The organism is Oceanospirillum linum (assembly GCF_001995095.2).
GTDB classification, from domain to species: Bacteria; Pseudomonadota; Gammaproteobacteria; order Pseudomonadales; family Halomonadaceae; genus Oceanospirillum; species Oceanospirillum linum.
This window is the reverse complement of sequence record NZ_MTSD02000002.1, coordinates 393,561-408,763: the sequence shown is the minus strand read 5'-3', so window position 1 is coordinate 408,763 and position 15,203 is coordinate 393,561. Positions and strand designations below refer to the sequence as shown.

General features: G+C 49.5%; 14 protein-coding genes. 7 read left to right on the top strand and 7 right to left on the bottom strand.

Going from position 1 to position 15,203, the window contains the following annotated elements:
* Positions 1 to 55: 55 nt before the first annotated feature.
* Together BTA35_RS07005 and BTA35_RS07000 are read right to left on the bottom strand one after the other, a co-directional pair.
* Positions 56 to 1,447, bottom strand: coding sequence for a sodium-dependent transporter (locus tag BTA35_RS07005; RefSeq protein ID WP_078319097.1), 1,392 nt, complete (start codon positions 1,445 to 1,447; stop codon positions 56 to 58).
* 86 nt (positions 1,448 to 1,533) lie between these two features.
* A complete protein-coding gene (locus BTA35_RS07000; RefSeq protein WP_078319096.1) occupies positions 1,534 to 2,613 on the bottom strand; it encodes a Glu/Leu/Phe/Val dehydrogenase dimerization domain-containing protein in 1,080 nt (359 codons plus the stop codon).
* A 531-nt stretch (positions 2,614 to 3,144) separates the two neighbouring features.
* Between BTA35_RS07000 and BTA35_RS06995 the strand changes: the two genes are divergently transcribed.
* Positions 3,145 to 3,351 carry a hypothetical protein gene (locus BTA35_RS06995; protein WP_078319095.1) on the top strand — a complete coding sequence of 69 codons (207 nt, stop codon included), beginning with the start codon at positions 3,145 to 3,147 and terminating at the stop codon, positions 3,349 to 3,351.
* Positions 3,317 to 4,753 carry a sensor domain-containing diguanylate cyclase gene (locus tag BTA35_RS06990; RefSeq protein ID WP_078319094.1) on the top strand — a complete coding sequence of 479 codons (1,437 nt, stop codon included), beginning with the start codon at positions 3,317 to 3,319 and terminating at the stop codon, positions 4,751 to 4,753. The genes BTA35_RS06995 and BTA35_RS06990 overlap by 35 nt, the downstream gene beginning before the upstream one ends.
* 194 nt (positions 4,754 to 4,947) lie before the next feature.
* Here the strand turns inward: BTA35_RS06990 and BTA35_RS06985 are convergent, their stop codons facing one another.
* Genes BTA35_RS06985 through arsC form a run of 3 tightly spaced genes read right to left on the bottom strand, consistent with a single transcriptional unit; the run spans position 4,948 to position 6,367 of the window.
* Entirely contained in the window at positions 4,948 to 5,382 is a 435-nt protein-coding gene (locus BTA35_RS06985; protein WP_078319093.1) for a DUF2069 domain-containing protein, read from the bottom strand.
* A 35-nt stretch (positions 5,383 to 5,417) separates the two neighbouring features.
* Positions 5,418 to 6,020 (bottom strand): NAD(P)H:quinone oxidoreductase, encoded by a 603-nt coding sequence (gene wrbA, locus BTA35_RS06980; RefSeq protein ID WP_078319092.1) that lies wholly within the window; start codon positions 6,018 to 6,020, stop codon positions 5,418 to 5,420.
* Positions 6,017 to 6,367, bottom strand: coding sequence for an arsenate reductase (glutaredoxin) (gene arsC / locus BTA35_RS06975; protein WP_078319091.1), 351 nt, complete (start codon positions 6,365 to 6,367; stop codon positions 6,017 to 6,019). Before arsC ends, wrbA begins: the two co-directional genes overlap by 4 nt.
* A gap of 83 nt (positions 6,368 to 6,450) precedes the next feature.
* Here arsC and BTA35_RS06970 point away from each other — a divergent pair, with 83 nt between their 5' ends.
* From BTA35_RS06970 to BTA35_RS06960, 3 genes are all read left to right on the top strand, one after another.
* Positions 6,451 to 7,731 (top strand): YihY family inner membrane protein, encoded by a 1,281-nt coding sequence (locus tag BTA35_RS06970; RefSeq protein WP_078319090.1) that lies wholly within the window; start codon positions 6,451 to 6,453, stop codon positions 7,729 to 7,731.
* A gap of 81 nt (positions 7,732 to 7,812) precedes the next feature.
* Positions 7,813 to 8,121 carry an acylphosphatase gene (locus BTA35_RS06965; protein ID WP_202931201.1) on the top strand — a complete coding sequence of 103 codons (309 nt, stop codon included), beginning with the start codon at positions 7,813 to 7,815 and terminating at the stop codon, positions 8,119 to 8,121.
* 151 nt (positions 8,122 to 8,272) lie between these two features.
* Positions 8,273 to 9,469 (top strand): NnrS family protein, encoded by a 1,197-nt coding sequence (locus BTA35_RS06960; protein ID WP_078319089.1) that lies wholly within the window; start codon positions 8,273 to 8,275, stop codon positions 9,467 to 9,469.
* Here the strand turns inward: BTA35_RS06960 and BTA35_RS06955 are convergent.
* Entirely contained in the window at positions 9,466 to 10,962 is a 1,497-nt protein-coding gene (locus tag BTA35_RS06955; protein WP_078319088.1) for an aminotransferase-like domain-containing protein, read from the bottom strand. The genes BTA35_RS06960 and BTA35_RS06955 overlap by 4 nt on opposite strands.
* A gap of 148 nt (positions 10,963 to 11,110) precedes the next feature.
* Between BTA35_RS06955 and BTA35_RS06950 the strand changes: the two genes are divergently transcribed.
* On the top strand, positions 11,111 to 12,016 hold the full coding sequence (locus BTA35_RS06950) for a DMT family transporter (protein WP_078319087.1): 906 nt from the start codon (positions 11,111 to 11,113) through the stop codon (positions 12,014 to 12,016).
* A gap of 117 nt (positions 12,017 to 12,133) precedes the next feature.
* Positions 12,134 to 12,985, top strand: a complete 852-nt coding sequence (locus tag BTA35_RS06945) for a pirin family protein (protein WP_078319086.1) — start codon at positions 12,134 to 12,136, stop codon at positions 12,983 to 12,985.
* A 31-nt stretch (positions 12,986 to 13,016) separates the two neighbouring features.
* Here BTA35_RS06945 and BTA35_RS06940 read toward each other — a convergent pair whose 3' ends face one another.
* Entirely contained in the window at positions 13,017 to 15,083 is a 2,067-nt protein-coding gene (locus BTA35_RS06940; RefSeq protein ID WP_078319085.1) for an ATP-binding response regulator, read from the bottom strand.
* Positions 15,084 to 15,203 lie beyond the last annotated feature (120 nt).

Below are 15,203 nucleotides of genomic sequence, written 5' to 3'. Positions count from 1 at the left end.
GATCACTAAAAGTGATCCGCTTTTTTTATTTCTGAGTGAAGCTTCTGATATAGTCCTAGCCCATGATGGACTTGTACATCACAATGATGACGGCCAGTGGCGTCACATAACGGGTGACATTCCAGAACAGAGACAAAGCACCTTGGGACATATTAAGTTCGTCTGCCACATCTTCTTTCTTCATAACCCAGCCTACGTATAGTGCGGCCAATAAGCCTGCCAGAGGTAGCATAATATTGGCAGTGATGTAGTCCAGCAGATCAAAGATTGTTTTGCCTTCAAAAACGGCAAACATACCCAGTGGGTGAACATCAGACCATACATTCAGGGAGAGTACCGTTGCGATCCCCAGGAACCACACCGCACCGCCTGCGGCCAGAGTCGCTGTCAGGCGATTAAAGCCGCTGCGCTCTTCCAGCCATTCCACGGAAGGCTCCAGGAGAGAGATTGCTGAAGTAAGTGCTGCGAATACCAGCAATATGAAGAAGAGTGTACCGATCAGTGTCCCCATGGACATACTGCCGAAGGCCATGGGTAATGACACAAATATCAGGCCTGGGCCAGCGCTTGGTTCCATGCCATTGGCAAATACAATTGGGAAAATTGCCATGCCAGCGACCAGTGCCACAAGGGTGTCCATAAGGCCAACGGTGATGGAGGTCTTTGCGATGGATACATCCTGGTCCAGATAGGAGCCGTAAGCCATCATGACGCCTGTACCCAGGCTCAGAGTGAAGAACGCATGCCCTAATGCTTTCAGAACACCCTCAGAACTGAGTTTGGAAAAATCAGGGTTGAACAGGAAATTAACGCCCTGGGTGAAACCGTCCGTTGTCATGGCGTAGCCCACCATGATAACCATGAGTATAAAAAGGGCTGGCATCAGGTAGGTTACAGCTTTCTCCAGGCCGCTTTTAACGCCCCTGGCAACAATAAAGAGTACGCATGCCATAAATATACTGTGCCAAAACAGTAGCGTTGACGGGTCCGCTAGCATGGAACCGAAAATACCACCAACGGCATCGCTGCTTTGGCCTACAAAGTCACCGCTGAAGGTGTAGCCCACATAGTTGACCGCCCAGCCACCAATGACACTATAGAATGACAGAATCAGAAATGCTGCAACTGTACCCAGCGTACCAATCGATACCCAACCTGCTTTGGCGTTATGCTCGCGAATCAGATCTCGCATACTGGCAATAGGGCTCTTTCCGCCTTTGCGGCCTAAGAGTACTTCGGCAATAAGAATCGGTAGACCAACAATGGCGATGCAGGCCAGGTATACCAGAACGAAGGCACCGCCACCGTTTTCACCCGTGATGTATGGGAATTTCCAGATGTTGCCAAGGCCGACCGCAGAACCGGTTGCAGCCATAATAAATGCCCAGCGCGAAGACCAATGCAGGCCCTGGTGCCCAGTGGCGTTTGTTGTAGTTGTTTTAGACACGAGTTTCTCCTCGGTTTTTTTGGCAATAGCTCAGTAGGCCAGCCCCTTGAAGGAGGGGAGGCTAAGCTTATTTGTGGGGTTAAAAATTAAGCGTTCTGAAGGTTTCCGTCCGGGTGAGCAAAGCGCTCGCGTGCAACCTGATCTGCAATGGCATGGGTAGGTTGTTGTTCATGATCGGCCCGGGAGAAGATTTCCATCAGGGTGTTATGAATAGACTCGATGTGCTCATTAACGGCTTTAGGGTCAAAGTTGCCCATGCGTTCATAGCCCACATCAATGATGCCACCGGAGTTGATAGCATAATCCGGAGCGTAAAGAATGCCCTTGTCACGAAGTTGGGCTCCGTGGTGTGGAGACTCAAGTTGGTTGTTTGCAGCGCCGGCAATAACCTTGGCTTTCAGCTGGCTGATGGTCTCGTCATTCAAAATACCACCCATAGCACAGGGAGAAAAAACATCGACATCCAATCCGTAGATTTCGTCTGAAGCAACGGCTGTTGCGCCCAGCTCGTTAACGCAGCGCTGAACCATATCTCTGTAAATATCGGTTACCCAGAGCTCGGCTCCTGCCTGATGAAGGTGCTTTGCCAGTCGAAAACCAACATTGCCTACGCCCTGGATTGCAACCTTGAGCCCCGCTAGGTCAGTGCGGCCCAGGCGATATTCAACCCCAGACATCAGACCACGGTATACACCATAGGCTGTCGAGGGAGATGGGTCGCCGCTACGTAAATGACCGTCAGCGCAAGGTTTCTCCATGATGCCGGCAACATATGAGGTTTCTTCGGCCATAAGTTTTAGATCTGGCACGCTGGTTCCTGAATCCTCAGCGGTAATATAGTTACCATTGGCAGATTCAATGAAGCGCCCCATAGCGTGAAGCAACTCCGGTGTTTTATCACGCCGTGGATCGCCGATGATAACGGCTTTACCGCCGCCCAGGGGAAGGTTGGCCAATGCAGACTTATAAGTCATCCCCCTGGATAGGCGCAAAACGTCTTTGAGAGCCTCAGCCTCTGATGGGTATGGCCACATACGGCAGCCGCCGAGTGCAGGGCCGAGGTTGCTATTGTGGATAGCAATAATGGCTTTAAGACCAGACTCAGGATCATGCCCGAACAAAACACGTTCGTGCCCGTCGAAATCAGGATGGCTAAATACGTTCATGGCGTACTCCATTTTTATTTTCAGGCTTTTGGCCTTTTTGTTTTTTTTCGGGCTTTTGGCCCGGGAAGAGCTGGGTAAACTATGACTTTACCCGTTCTCTGTGCTGTGTGATTTCACTTCATCAGGTTATTCCGTGACCTGGTGTACCGGTCAGGTCAGGATGGTGCTTGACCGGTGTTATATTTTCACAGCGATGTTTGTCAGACACATATTGTATGCCAACAATATTTTTTTATTTTAAAACAATGGGTTATAAGTGTCAGTATCTTGCGTGCCACTGTATTTCTATACTTTGGTGTTACCAGATTACACGACTTTGTTACGAAAAGTTTTTAGTGGATATAACTTCAATTTCTTATTTATCAGGTTTGATAGCCTAGGTTTTTATGGAAAAAAAGTTTGTCATCTTTTAAATGGCTTTTCTCTGATGCCGCGTAATTACTGAGGTACAGCCGGTTTATAAAAGCATATACTTAAAGAGTAAGGTCTTTAGTGACCGGAAATACAGATGGTTATAAGGATTAGAAGCGGATGAAGGCATATTCAAACAGATTGAGTTATATCACTCTCGTCGTCGGTTTTCTGTTTTCAGCTTTGATTGCATGGAATATTGGTGATTTGCGTCAGGACGCTATTAGGATCCAGATTAAAGGTGAAATGAAGGAACTCTCTTATCAGGTGTCCCGCGAGTTGTTTGTGAATTTTGAAGCGTTATACGTTTTGCAGGGGGCTTTTTGAGGGTTCTTCTTCTGTAACAAATGAAGAGTTTTCCCATGTGGCTGAAAACACACTGGCGCGGCATCCTGAGCTGCACTTTCTGCAGTGGTCACCTGTTGTGACCCCTGCTGACAGACAGGTGTTTGAGAATGAGCAAAAGAAAATCGATCCCCGTTATGTGATTCAGGAGCGTTCTGCCAGAGAACGTTGGGTGCCAGCGGTAAATCGTGAGGCTCACTACCCTGTGCTATATCAGGCAACAAAAGGTCAGGCGGAGTTTCCCCTTGGCTTCGATCTGTCGTCCCAGCCTGTTCTTTTAAACGCTATTCACCGGGCAGTAGAGGGTTTTGAGCTGGCTGCGACGGAGCCTATGTCCCTGGACGATGGAGTGCCTGGAAAGCGCATTCTTGCGGTTCTTCCGGTTTTTGAAGATGAGGCTGTACGCGGACAGAGAGACCTTAAAGGTTTGGTGGCTGGCGAGTTTACCCTCAACCGGCTGGTGCAGGAGGCTCTGATGGGAGGGCGTGCGGCGGGGCTTCATATTGCCTTGTTTGATATGAAAACACTCCAGGAAAAAAATAGTGAGCATGCGGTTTTATTTGCCCGGCAACCCGTAACGCCTCCCGTTATTGATATGCAGCAGCGTTATATGATTAACGATGTAGGAGGGCGGAACTGGCAGCTGGTCGTTGCACCTTCTGAAGGTTATATGAATGAGCGTAAGAGTGAGCTGGCATATGTTGTGATGATGGCAGGGTTGTTGATTACAGGTTTTGTGGCGGCATATTTACGCATGTTATCCCGGCGTAGCTTTGAGATTGAGTCAGTTGCTGAGCAACGGAATCGCGCTCTTCAGGAGGCCAATAAAAAACTGGCACACCTATCGCAAACTGATGGCTTAACTCAGATCGCTAACCGTCGTTTCTTTGATGACAGCTTTTCCCGGGAATGGAAGCGGGCACGCCGGGAGCAGAAGCCTGTTTCATTAGTCTTGTTTGATCTTGATTTTTTCAAGCAGTACAACGATCAGTATGGGCACCTTCAGGGTGATGAGTGCTTGCGCAACATTGCAGAATTGGTTGCTTCTGTTATCAACCGGCCCGGGGATCTGTTTGCCCGATTTGGTGGCGAGGAGTTTATCCTGCTGCTGCCAAACACACCTGAGGCTGGTGCCTGGGCAATTGCAGAGCAATGTCGTGAGTTGGTTGAGTCGCTGGCAATTGCACACCACAAGTCATCGATTGCTGAGGTTGTTACGATCAGTGTCGGTGTTTGCAGCCTGATACCGGAAGATGATATGACAGAGCATGATATGCTGGATCTGACTGATCAGGCACTTTACTGTGCTAAGGATCGGGGTCGTAATCTTGTGGTTAGTGCCAATAGAGAGTCTTTTATGCCCCGTACAGCAAACCAAGGGTAGATGCCGGCTGTTTGCAGTTTTGGCTCTGATCTTTCTGTTAAGCTGGAATCCTATAGTTAGTTGAGTAAAAGCAAGAGTTGAGTGAAAAGCAAGACGGGTAAAGCAGCCGTCTTGCTTTTTTTATTTTCGGAGCAGATCTTAATGGCCTGTCCAGGGGACACCGGTTATGACACCTTCCGGCTATTACACCCTTCTTACCCGTTAGCCTGATCTTCTGCTTTTTCATTTGTTTGTCCTGACGCTTTGATACGCAGGCTTTCCCAGCGTGAAAACATCATCGCAGACATAAAAAGAATAATAGAAGAGATCGACAAGCCAAGGCCAACGACCTGACTGCCGGGTAAAAAAGCCTGATCAACTCCGTGCATAAAGTACAACAGACTGACAAAGCAAAGCCAGGCGTGGGAGCGGGGATTGCGAAGCCAAAGGCCAGGTACAAAAAGCAGGAGCGGGAGGATAGGCAGTAAAGCCAGTAACCCGATCACGTAAAGTGGTGCCCCTTCCTTTGTTGACTGGACGCTATTCAGGATCAGAAAGCCAATAATTGACAGGTAACTGATTAAAACCCAAAAACGCCCCTTGTTGGCCATCCCGGTAATATCTTTGCCTGCTTCCAGGCGGTTCATCATCTTTCTCACAGTAGCTCCTGTGAATGAATGTAAAATCAGGTCTGTTTCAGGCTCAGAGCCAGTTCAGCAACCCGTTTGCCCTGTGCAGCACAGAGTTCAAGCTCAGTCTTATCTATCGGGCTATCTCCGGACTTACCGGCAACATGGCTGGCACCATAGGGTGTACCGCCGGTGTTTGTCTCCAGCAGCCCGGATTGACTGTACGGTAGCCCGGCAATGACCAGACCGTGGTGTAGTAATGGAAGCATCATTGACAGCAGCGTAGCCTCCTGACCACCATGCAGACTGGCCGTGGAGGTGAAAACAGCTCCTGGTTTATCGATCAAAGCACCATTCATCCAAAGGTTGCTGGTACTTTCCAGAAAATGCTTCATAGCCGCTGCCATTGTGCCAAAGCGGGTCGGACTGCCCAACAGAAGTCCGGCGCACTGGCGCAGGTCATCCTCGGTACAATACAGATCACCAGTATCAGGGATAGCAGGGGACACAGCCGAGCACTCTGCAGAAACATCCGGTACGGTACGCAGACGCGCCTCTATACCGGAAACTGATTCAACCCCTTCTGCGATCGCTTCTGCCATTTTGCGGGTGGCGCCATGACGGGAGTAATACAGCACTAAAACATAGGGCTGGCTCATGCCAGCAGCTCCAGAACATTCTCCGGTGGCCGACCAATGGCTGCTGCGGTTTCAGTTTCTGCTATGGGGCGCTCAATCAGTTTTGGAGTGCTTACCATAGCTGAAATCAGAGTATCATCGCTGCTCTCTTTGCTCAGTCCCAGTTCTTTAAATTCTGCTTCTTTCGTGCGCATCATCTCAACGGCAGAGATATTCAGTTTTTTCAGTAGAGCACGGATCTCTGCTTCTGTCAGAGGTTCATCCAGGTAGCGACGAATATCCGGCTCGATCCCGTTTTCCTGTAGCAGTGACAGCGTGGCACGGGACTTGGAACAGCGCGGGTTGTGGTAAAGCGTTACAGCAGGCATGAGATATCCTTGATCCTGATCAAATAGGGTAGAATGTGGCATATTCTAACGGTATGTCTTGCTAACGAAAAGGAGCGACTGGAATGACATCCATTTTTAAAAGGGATTGGTTTGGGCTCCTGCGCTTTATTATTCGGCGCTTTATTGATCAGGAGTGTCAAAAGACTGCGGCTGCCATGACGTATACAACCCTGTTTGCTCTGGTGCCTCTGATGACGGTTGCTTACAGCATTTTGTCGGCACTCCTCAGTACTGAAGGCGCCGGAGCGGGTATTCAGGATCTGCTTTTCCGTAATCTACTCCCGGAGAGCAGTCAGGTGGTCAGTAACTATCTTGCAGATTTTGCCCAGCAAGCCCGGAATCTGACCTTTGTCGGTGTCGGTTTTCTGATCATAACCGCGATTCTGATGATGAAATCCATTGAGCGTGCCTTTAACAGAATCTGGTCGGTGGCAGAGGACCGTAAAGGTGCAAGCAGCTTTCTCCTGTACTGGTCGGTGCTGACACTGGGGCCACTACTTATGGGATCAGGTCTGGCTGTGACCTCTTTTGTGGTGTCCCATAAGCTGTTTCTCGATGCGACTGATACGTTGGGTATTACAGCGATTCTTTTACAGTTTTTGCCGTTACTGACATCTTCTGTAGCTTTTATGATGCTGTTTTTCTTTGTGCCCAAAACCCATGTTTCCCTCAGGCATGCCTGGTTGGGCGGGATCTTTACAGCCGTATGCTTTGAATTAGCCAAATGGGGCTTCAGTCATTTTGTCAGCTTATCGCCCTCTTATCAGGTAGTTTATGGTGCATTTGCTGCGGTTCCTCTGTTTTTACTTTGGATCTATATCAGTTGGAATATTTTACTGCTGGGGGCAACTCTCGTGATGGCGCTGCAGCGCTATCGTCCAAACTGGCATTCTGCTAACCGGGAGCCTTTAATTGTTGCGTTAAAGGTCGTTCAGGCTTTGTTTGACCACTGGAAAAGTAACAAACCATTAACAACCAATGAGTTACAGGAGATGGTTTCAGTCTTATCTGCCAGACAGCAACGGAAATTATTACAGGTGCTGCAGAATCAGGGGCTTTTAGTTTTCGTGAAAAATGAGGCTTCAGTGAAAGGCTGGCCTTCCGGGTACTGGCAGCTAGGCCGGGATCTGTCTGCAATGACACAGTGGCAGCTACTGGCATTGATGCCCTGGCGAATACCGCCGGAATTATTAGCCGCCGAAACGATAGATACAAAATCACCCAAGGGAGGATTTTCCCTGCTGTCGCCATCTGTTATAAATACTTTGCAGGATTATCTTCGTCAGGGCGAGTCAGTGCTTTCCCAGCCTGCTCAAACGCTTTTTGAAAGCAAACAAGCTTAGCGAAACCCGCGTAAACCCTCGTTAGTAACCGGGTTTCAGCTTGCTGGCCCTGAACAGGTGTTTAACGATCGGTGATTTAAGATGCAGAAAGAGTCAGTAACGAGGGATATGGCCACAGAGTTGCCCTGGGTGAAAGTGATCACAGTAACAGGCCGGGTTCAGGGTGTTTGGTTTCGAAAAAATACCCTGCATCAGGCCCAGAAGCGACAGCTTGAAGGTTGGGTAATGAACCTTGATGATGGCTCTGTGCTGGTACATGTTCAGGGACCAAAGAGTCGGGTTGAGGATCTGATCGCCTGGCTTTGGAAGGGCTCACCTTTATCCCGGGTTGATCATCTGGATATCGCCGATGCTAAGCCTCTGGTTATCAATGGTTTTGAGATCCGTTGATCACCTTTTAACTGCGCTAGTGAGTCACTATGCTTGACCGTCGGACTCTTAAGGCTTAATGAGCTACTTTCGATATTACCGGCATTTGACTTAAGCCAAGTAAAATACTCGGGTATTCGCTAGAATAGTCTCAGTTTTTTTCGGAGGCTTTATGGCTGCATCTCAACTTTCGTACCGTTCTGATCTTAAGTTCTCTTCAGGGGCTTTGTTCTCGCTGGGTTTCCGGCCTTTTTTTCTGCTGGGAGCGTTGTTTGCCGTGGTTCTGATGCTCGGCTGGGTTTTTCAGCTTCGGGGGGTAGCGCTCCCTTTTGCGGCAGGTGACAACTATTACCCCGGTGTTTTATGGCACAGCCATGAGCTGATCTTTGGCTTTGCCACGGCAATTATCAGTGGTTTTTTATTAACGGCAGTGGGGAACTGGACCGGGCAGAAGATGCTGCACGGCAGAGGGCTTGCCGCTTTGGTTTTACTTTGGACTGCAGGCAGAATTGCCCCCTTTCTTCCTCTTGAGCCTCTCTTCGTCGCCCTGATCGATCTTGCCTTTTACCCCTTGTTAACACTGGCGATCGCGCTACCGATTCTAAAAAGTGGCAACATGCGCAATCTGGTCTTTATCATTTTCTGCGGCCTGCTGATACTGATGAACCTGCTGGTACATCTTGACCGCTTAGATATTGCCCCCGGTATGGCCCATCTCGGCATCTACGGCGCACTGAATATTATTGTTTTGGTTATGCTGATTATTGGTGGGCGGGTTATTCCCTTTTTTACCGAGCGGGCAACACCTGAGTATCGTGGCCAGCAGATTGCCTGGGTCGAGAAGCTGGTGATTCCTGTGGCTGTCATAACCTTTCTGAATGATCTCTGGCAACCTTTGGCGAGCTGGGCATACATTTTGTCAGGCCTGCTTGGGCTTTTGCTATTACTCAGGGTTGGCGGCTGGTTTGATCGCCGGGTTTTATCAAATCCTCTGCTTTGGATTCTGCATGGGGGATACCTGATGATAGGGTTGGGCTTTATGCTACGGGCAACACTACCCTGGACGGGGTGGTCACCTTTTATCTATATTCATGCGCTGACTCTGGGTGGTATTGGTCTTCTGACACTGGGAATGATGTCTCGTGTATCTCTTGGGCACACCGGACGCCCTCTGATATTACCTGTTCAGATGCACGTCGCTTTTTACTGTCTTTTACTGGCGGTCATCGCTCGGGTTTTTGCCATGGCGATCCTGCAGAAACCATTTCTCTACGATCTGTCCGCAACCGGGTGGATACTGGCATTTGGTCTTTTTGTTTATACTTACCTTCCTGCGCTAGTATCGCCCAGGGCAGACGGTAAGTCTTAGGTTTTTTGCCGGGAAGCGGACTCCTCTGGGTCAATCATCTTATGGATCAGCTGCCCCAGCCGTATGATGGCACTGAGGTAATCGGGCTGTTCCTGATAAAGGCCGAAGTTGACCCGGATATGGTGTCTGTTGGATGGGTCGCTGCCAAAGAGGGTTCCCGGTGTTATGTTAATTTTTTCCCGAAGTGCTTGTTGATATAAGGCCATGCCATCGCAGGATTCAGGTAGTCTGATCCAGGCGAGAAAGCCGCCATCTGCAGGTTGATATCTCACTGATTCAGGCCAGCTCATTGTCACTATTTTCTCAAACAGCTGCTGTCGTTGCCGGTAGCGTCTGCGGATCAGGCGCAGATGTCGCTGCATGTATCCGGCTTCTAACCAGGTACCCAGTGCGTTTTGAGTGTGCGCTGGCAGTCCCATTTTACTGACGAACTGCAGATGCTGGCAGCGCTCCTGCCAGCGCCCCGCCACCAACCAGCCCAGCCTGAGTTTGGGGGTGATGGTTTTTGATATGGAACTGCAATAAAGCACCCGATTCTGTGTGTCGATCGCTTTAAGTGGGCTTGGGGCGTTGCCACGGTAATCGAGATCGGCGGAAATATCGTCCTCGATAACCGCGATATCGTAGCGGTTGGCTAATCTAATGAGCTGCTGGCGGTGACAGGGCTCCATGCTTCTTCCGGTGGGGTTATTGATCGTCGGCTGAACAATAATCGCCCTGACCGGCCATTTCTCAAGGGCTGCCGCGACAAGGCCCAGATCCGGACCTCCTGTTTCGGCCTGTGGAATCTCAACGACCTGACGTTCAAAGGCCTCCAGGCATTGCAAAATGCCGTAAAAGCAGGGTGACTCAACCAAAACGATATCCCCCTCGTGACTCACCGCTTGCAGCGCCAGGCTTACCGCCGACTGAGCACCATTGGTGATGATGATCTCATCCGGTCCGATTGTGAGCTCTCGTTTTGCCATTAACTTACTCAACTGTCGCCGCAGTTTTTCAGCCCCCGGCGGCGTTTGGTAATGGGATATATAGCTTTCACTGAGGGCCTTTTCCTCATGGGCGACCTCTTTTTTTAATAACTGATAGAGGCGTTTAACCCCTGGAAAATTAACACAGGGGTTTGCGGTGCCCAGCAGAACCTGATCTTTTTTTCCTGCAGAGCGGACAATTTCAAGCCCGAGAGAGCGGTTATCCAGTATTTTGGGTCGGATTGCAGCCAGCTGCTCTTCACTCGGTTCCGCTTTTAGCTGATGATCGGAATGACTCTGGGCGGTACGCGCCCTGGGACCCGGAAAGAAACCTGATTTTTCCCGGGCTTCCACCCAGTTGTTATCCTCCAAATACTCGTAACAGCGCACCACGGTTCCCTTGCTGACGCTTTGCTTAAGACTCAACTCCCGGATGGAAGGCAGTTTCTCATCCATAGCATAGAAACCATCGCTTAACTGCCTGGTCAGTTGGTCGGCGAGTTGTTTGTAGTAAAAGCTGCTCATCTGTACCCTTTTTTGTTCGCTTTTTCTGTCTATATTTTTATTTTATATCGCAGTTTATAGTACAGATACATTTAAGTCCCCGCTATCTGATTGCCAGATCTACCGTCACGAGACAACGACTGCAATATCGATTATCCAGGAATAATTTATGACTGCCTTTGCTGCACAGTTTGAACGGCATAAAACACTATTGATTGCACTTTTACCCTGGGTATTTGTGCTGCTATGGAGCACGGGCTTTATTGGTGCCCGCTATGGGTTACCTTATAGTGAGCCCTATACTTTTCTCAGCTGGAGGATGGCAGGTAACCTGCTGGTGTTTCTTTTACTGATGCGCTTGTTTGGCGTTTCATTACCTCGCCGTTTTGCCTTATGGAAGCAGCAGTTGATCACAGGTACGCTGGTGCATACTGCGTACTTGGGCGGTGTTTTTTCCGCTATTGAACTGGGTATGCCTGCAGGGCTTGCCGCACTCCTTGTTGGCTTACAGCCCTTGGTGACTGCCGGGGTTATGGCTCTGGTCTATCGTAGTGCGCCCAGCCTGAAACAGTGGTTTGGCCTGACTCTGGGGATACTCGGTGTCGCCTTGGTTCTGAGTAATGGTCAGGCGGACTTTTTGCAAAAGGGTGATATCAGTGGTCTTCAGTTACTCTGGATTTTGTTAGCACTGGTGGGCATTACACTAGGTACGCTATATCAGAAAACATATTGCGAGCAGCAGCCTCTTTTAGCTGCGACCTTTATTCAATACCTTTCTGGTCTGGCTGTAATGTTGCCTTTAGCTCTGTTGACAGAAAATACTCAGGTGCAATGGCACCCAGAGTTTATAGGAGCTCTGGTCTGGTCTGTGCTCGTTCTCTCTGTTGGGGCTATCTTACTGCTGATGCTGATGATCCGGATGGGGGAGGCGACCCGGACCGCCAGCTATTTCTATCTGGTGCCTCCGGTGACGGCACTGCAGGCCTGGCTACTGTTTGATGAGCAATTGACAGGCGTAGCATTGGCTGGAATGGCAGTGACAGTGCTTGGCGTGTACTGGGTAAATAAGAAATAGTCCCGAAGAATAACATTCTATTTATTAGAATTATTTTCGCCATAAATAGTAATTTTTTGTCGTTTTTCTTGAGGTTATAGTGGCTTTAATATTGATAACCTGAGAAAGGAGCCAGATATGGCGGATTTTAAAGTTCTTAATCGTGTTAAGGGAATACCGACTTCTGATGGTGCCGGTGTACGCCTTAACCGGGTAATAGGCACGACTCAGCTAAAAAATCTTGACCCTTTTCTGATGTTAGATGAGTTCCGTTCTGACCGTGCAGATGATTATATTGCAGGCTTTCCGCCTCATCCGCACAGAGGGTTTGAAACGATCACTTATATGCTGCAAGGCTCTATGAAACATGAAGATCACTTGGGCAATGTTGGTGTGCTGACCGGGGGCGGTGTCCAGTGGATGACTGCGGGTGCGGGGATTATCCACTCAGAGATGCCGATGCAGGAAGACGGTCTGCTCTGGGGCTTTCAGTTCTGGTTGAATCTGCCTGCGGCTGAAAAAATGAAAGCGCCATCTTATCAGGATCTTGCGCCGGAGGAGATCCCGGAGGTGATTGATGATAATGGGGTATTGCGCCGAGTGGTAGCCGGTGTTTCTAAAGGTGTCCCGGGGCCGGTTCAACGGGAAGCAACTCAGCCGTTGATGGTGGATTTTCGTGTTTCACAGCCGACCGCATTTGAACATGATCTGCCTGAGGGGCATAAGAGTTTTATTTATGTCTATGAAGGAAATCTGGACGTGCCGGATGTGGGCGTAACACTTGAGCAGGGTGAGCTTTTGGCTTTTACCGGGAGTCTGCTACGCCTGAATGCCAAGGGGAAGGCGGGTGTTCTTTTGGTTAGTGGTAAGCCGCTGTTGGAGCCGATTGTGCAGCATGGCCCTTTTGTGATGAATACGGCCCAGGAAATCCAGCAGGCAATAGCAGACTATCAGAATGGCTCTTTAGCGAAAGAGGCTCGTCGGTACTGATAGGGGGCTTAGCCGGTGAGTCTGCTTCGGATTACTTCTCCAGCCAATGATTTAACTGCCGGTTAAACTCCGGGATGTTAAGTGGCTTGGTGAGATAGGCGTCAAAACCGGCAACTTCTGCCTGCCTGATATCTTCCGGCCCTGAGTTGGCGGATAAGGCTATTAGCTTACGGTTGATATGCAGGCCTTCTGTTCGTATATGACGTAAAAGGTCATAGCCGGACATGCCCGGAAGGTTGATATCAAGTATTACCAGGTCCGGGGTTTCGTGGCGCAGAATTTCAAGCCCCTCTTCCGGGGTGGTTGCGGTAAGTAGCCGGTCACCCTCGCGCTTGCTGAAGATTTTCTTTACCAGCATACGGTTCGCGTTATTGTCTTCCACATAGAGTGTTGTGGTTTTTTCTCCTCCACGGGAGATTATTTCAGCGACCGAAAGCTCAAGGCTTTGCATGGGCTGAGGCAGCTGATGTTCGCCCGCAATGGGAAGACTTAGTGTGAAAATACTGCCTTTTCCGGGCTGGCTGCTGACCTCAATCGTGCCGTGCATCGCTTCAGCCAGCTTTTGGCTGATAACAAGACCGATACCTGTACCCTGCCGGGTCGATGACTCCATACCCAGTCGCTCAAAGGGCTGAAATAATTGCCCAAGCTGCTCCTGAGACAAGCCATAACCTGTGTCTGATACATGCACCCTGAACTCTGTACCGGTCTGGTCCATGCTCAGTTCAACCGTTCCGTCGTCGTGGTTGTATTTAATAGCATTGCTAACCAGATTTAACAGAATTTGTTTAACTCTGCGGCTATCCCCCATCACTGAGAGGTCGAGATTATTTGGAAACCGGGTAGAAATCGATACTCCCTGGCGGTCTGCCAGGTGTTTGTTCAGGGTGAGGGCGTCCTGAATGACCGGGATCGGATTGATCGGCTCGATTTTAAGATCAATGTGGCCAGCTTCAATTTTAGATAGATCCAGAATCTCATCAATCAGTTGCAGTAAATGATCGCTGGCTTTACGAATCTCCTGAAGGCCTTCGACGTGCTCTTCGATGAGATCAGCTTTATCCATTTCCATTAACTGGGTATAGCCCTGAATGGCATTAAGTGGGGTTCGCAGCTCATGACTCATACTGGCCAGAAAGGAACTTTTTGCACGGTTGGCCTGCTCGGCATTCTCTTTGGCGTGCAGTAACTCTTCCATCATCAGTTTGCGGCCGGTGATGTCACGGTATGTTCCTAAAAGCCCAATGATGTTCTGGTCGTTATCCCGGATCGGGACTTTATTGAGTTCTACCCAAAGGTAGCTGTCATCACTGCGGTGAAGGTAGTAGTTTTTGTTTCGGATCTCCATACCTTCTTTGACGACAAGGCTATCATCCTGCTGCAGTTGTGCCTGGCGGATCAGGTTCTGTAATCGCTGAATGTTTTCTGCATCAGAAGGCGATGTGCTCTCGCGCTCAGTATCAGGAGCACCGGCTGCAGACAGGTCACGAATCAGCCAGCGATTGGCATTTTGGATCGTGCCGTCAACATTTTGCCAGTACACCCCGGCGGGTACATGATCCATTACCAGTTTGAACATCTGTTCAGTGCGCTCCCGTTCAGACGTTTCTTGTTGTAGCTTCTTTTTAAGCCGCTGATGGCTTCGGTGTCGCTCCAGCGTGGTTGCAAGACTATCCAGAACGGAGGTAAATAGCTGATCTGAAAAAGGTAGTGCCGTGTCGGTGGAGAAGAGAATAAAAGCATCTGTTTGCCCTACAGGCAAAAGCAACTCTGAGGGATAGCACTCGAAAGCCGGGCCGAGCCCCTGAAGGTGATCCTCAACGGGCCTGAATTCGCTTTTCAGAGGCATTTCACCGCGACGGGAGATCTGTTTGCAAGGATCAGGTGAAAAAGGTTTATCTGTGATGCTATAACAGATATTAAAACTATAGCTGTTTGCCTGCCGTTCAAGATGGCTGATAAACAGGCCTGAAGAGATGTCTGTATGGCGCAGCAGGCACTGCAGAAACTTTTGTACCAATGGCTGCTCAGAGGTTTCAGACCCCATCAGGAGCGCCATTTCATAGAGGGTTGCCAGTTTCTGATCGCTTGCGCTCATGAAGTTCCCCGTTAAATGCCCAAACTCAGTCTGTTAGGCTGATGTATATATTGCGCGGATGTATATAGAGCAAGGCACTTCCTGCCCAGCGTCGTTTGAGCCTTAAGTTGCCCAGGATGT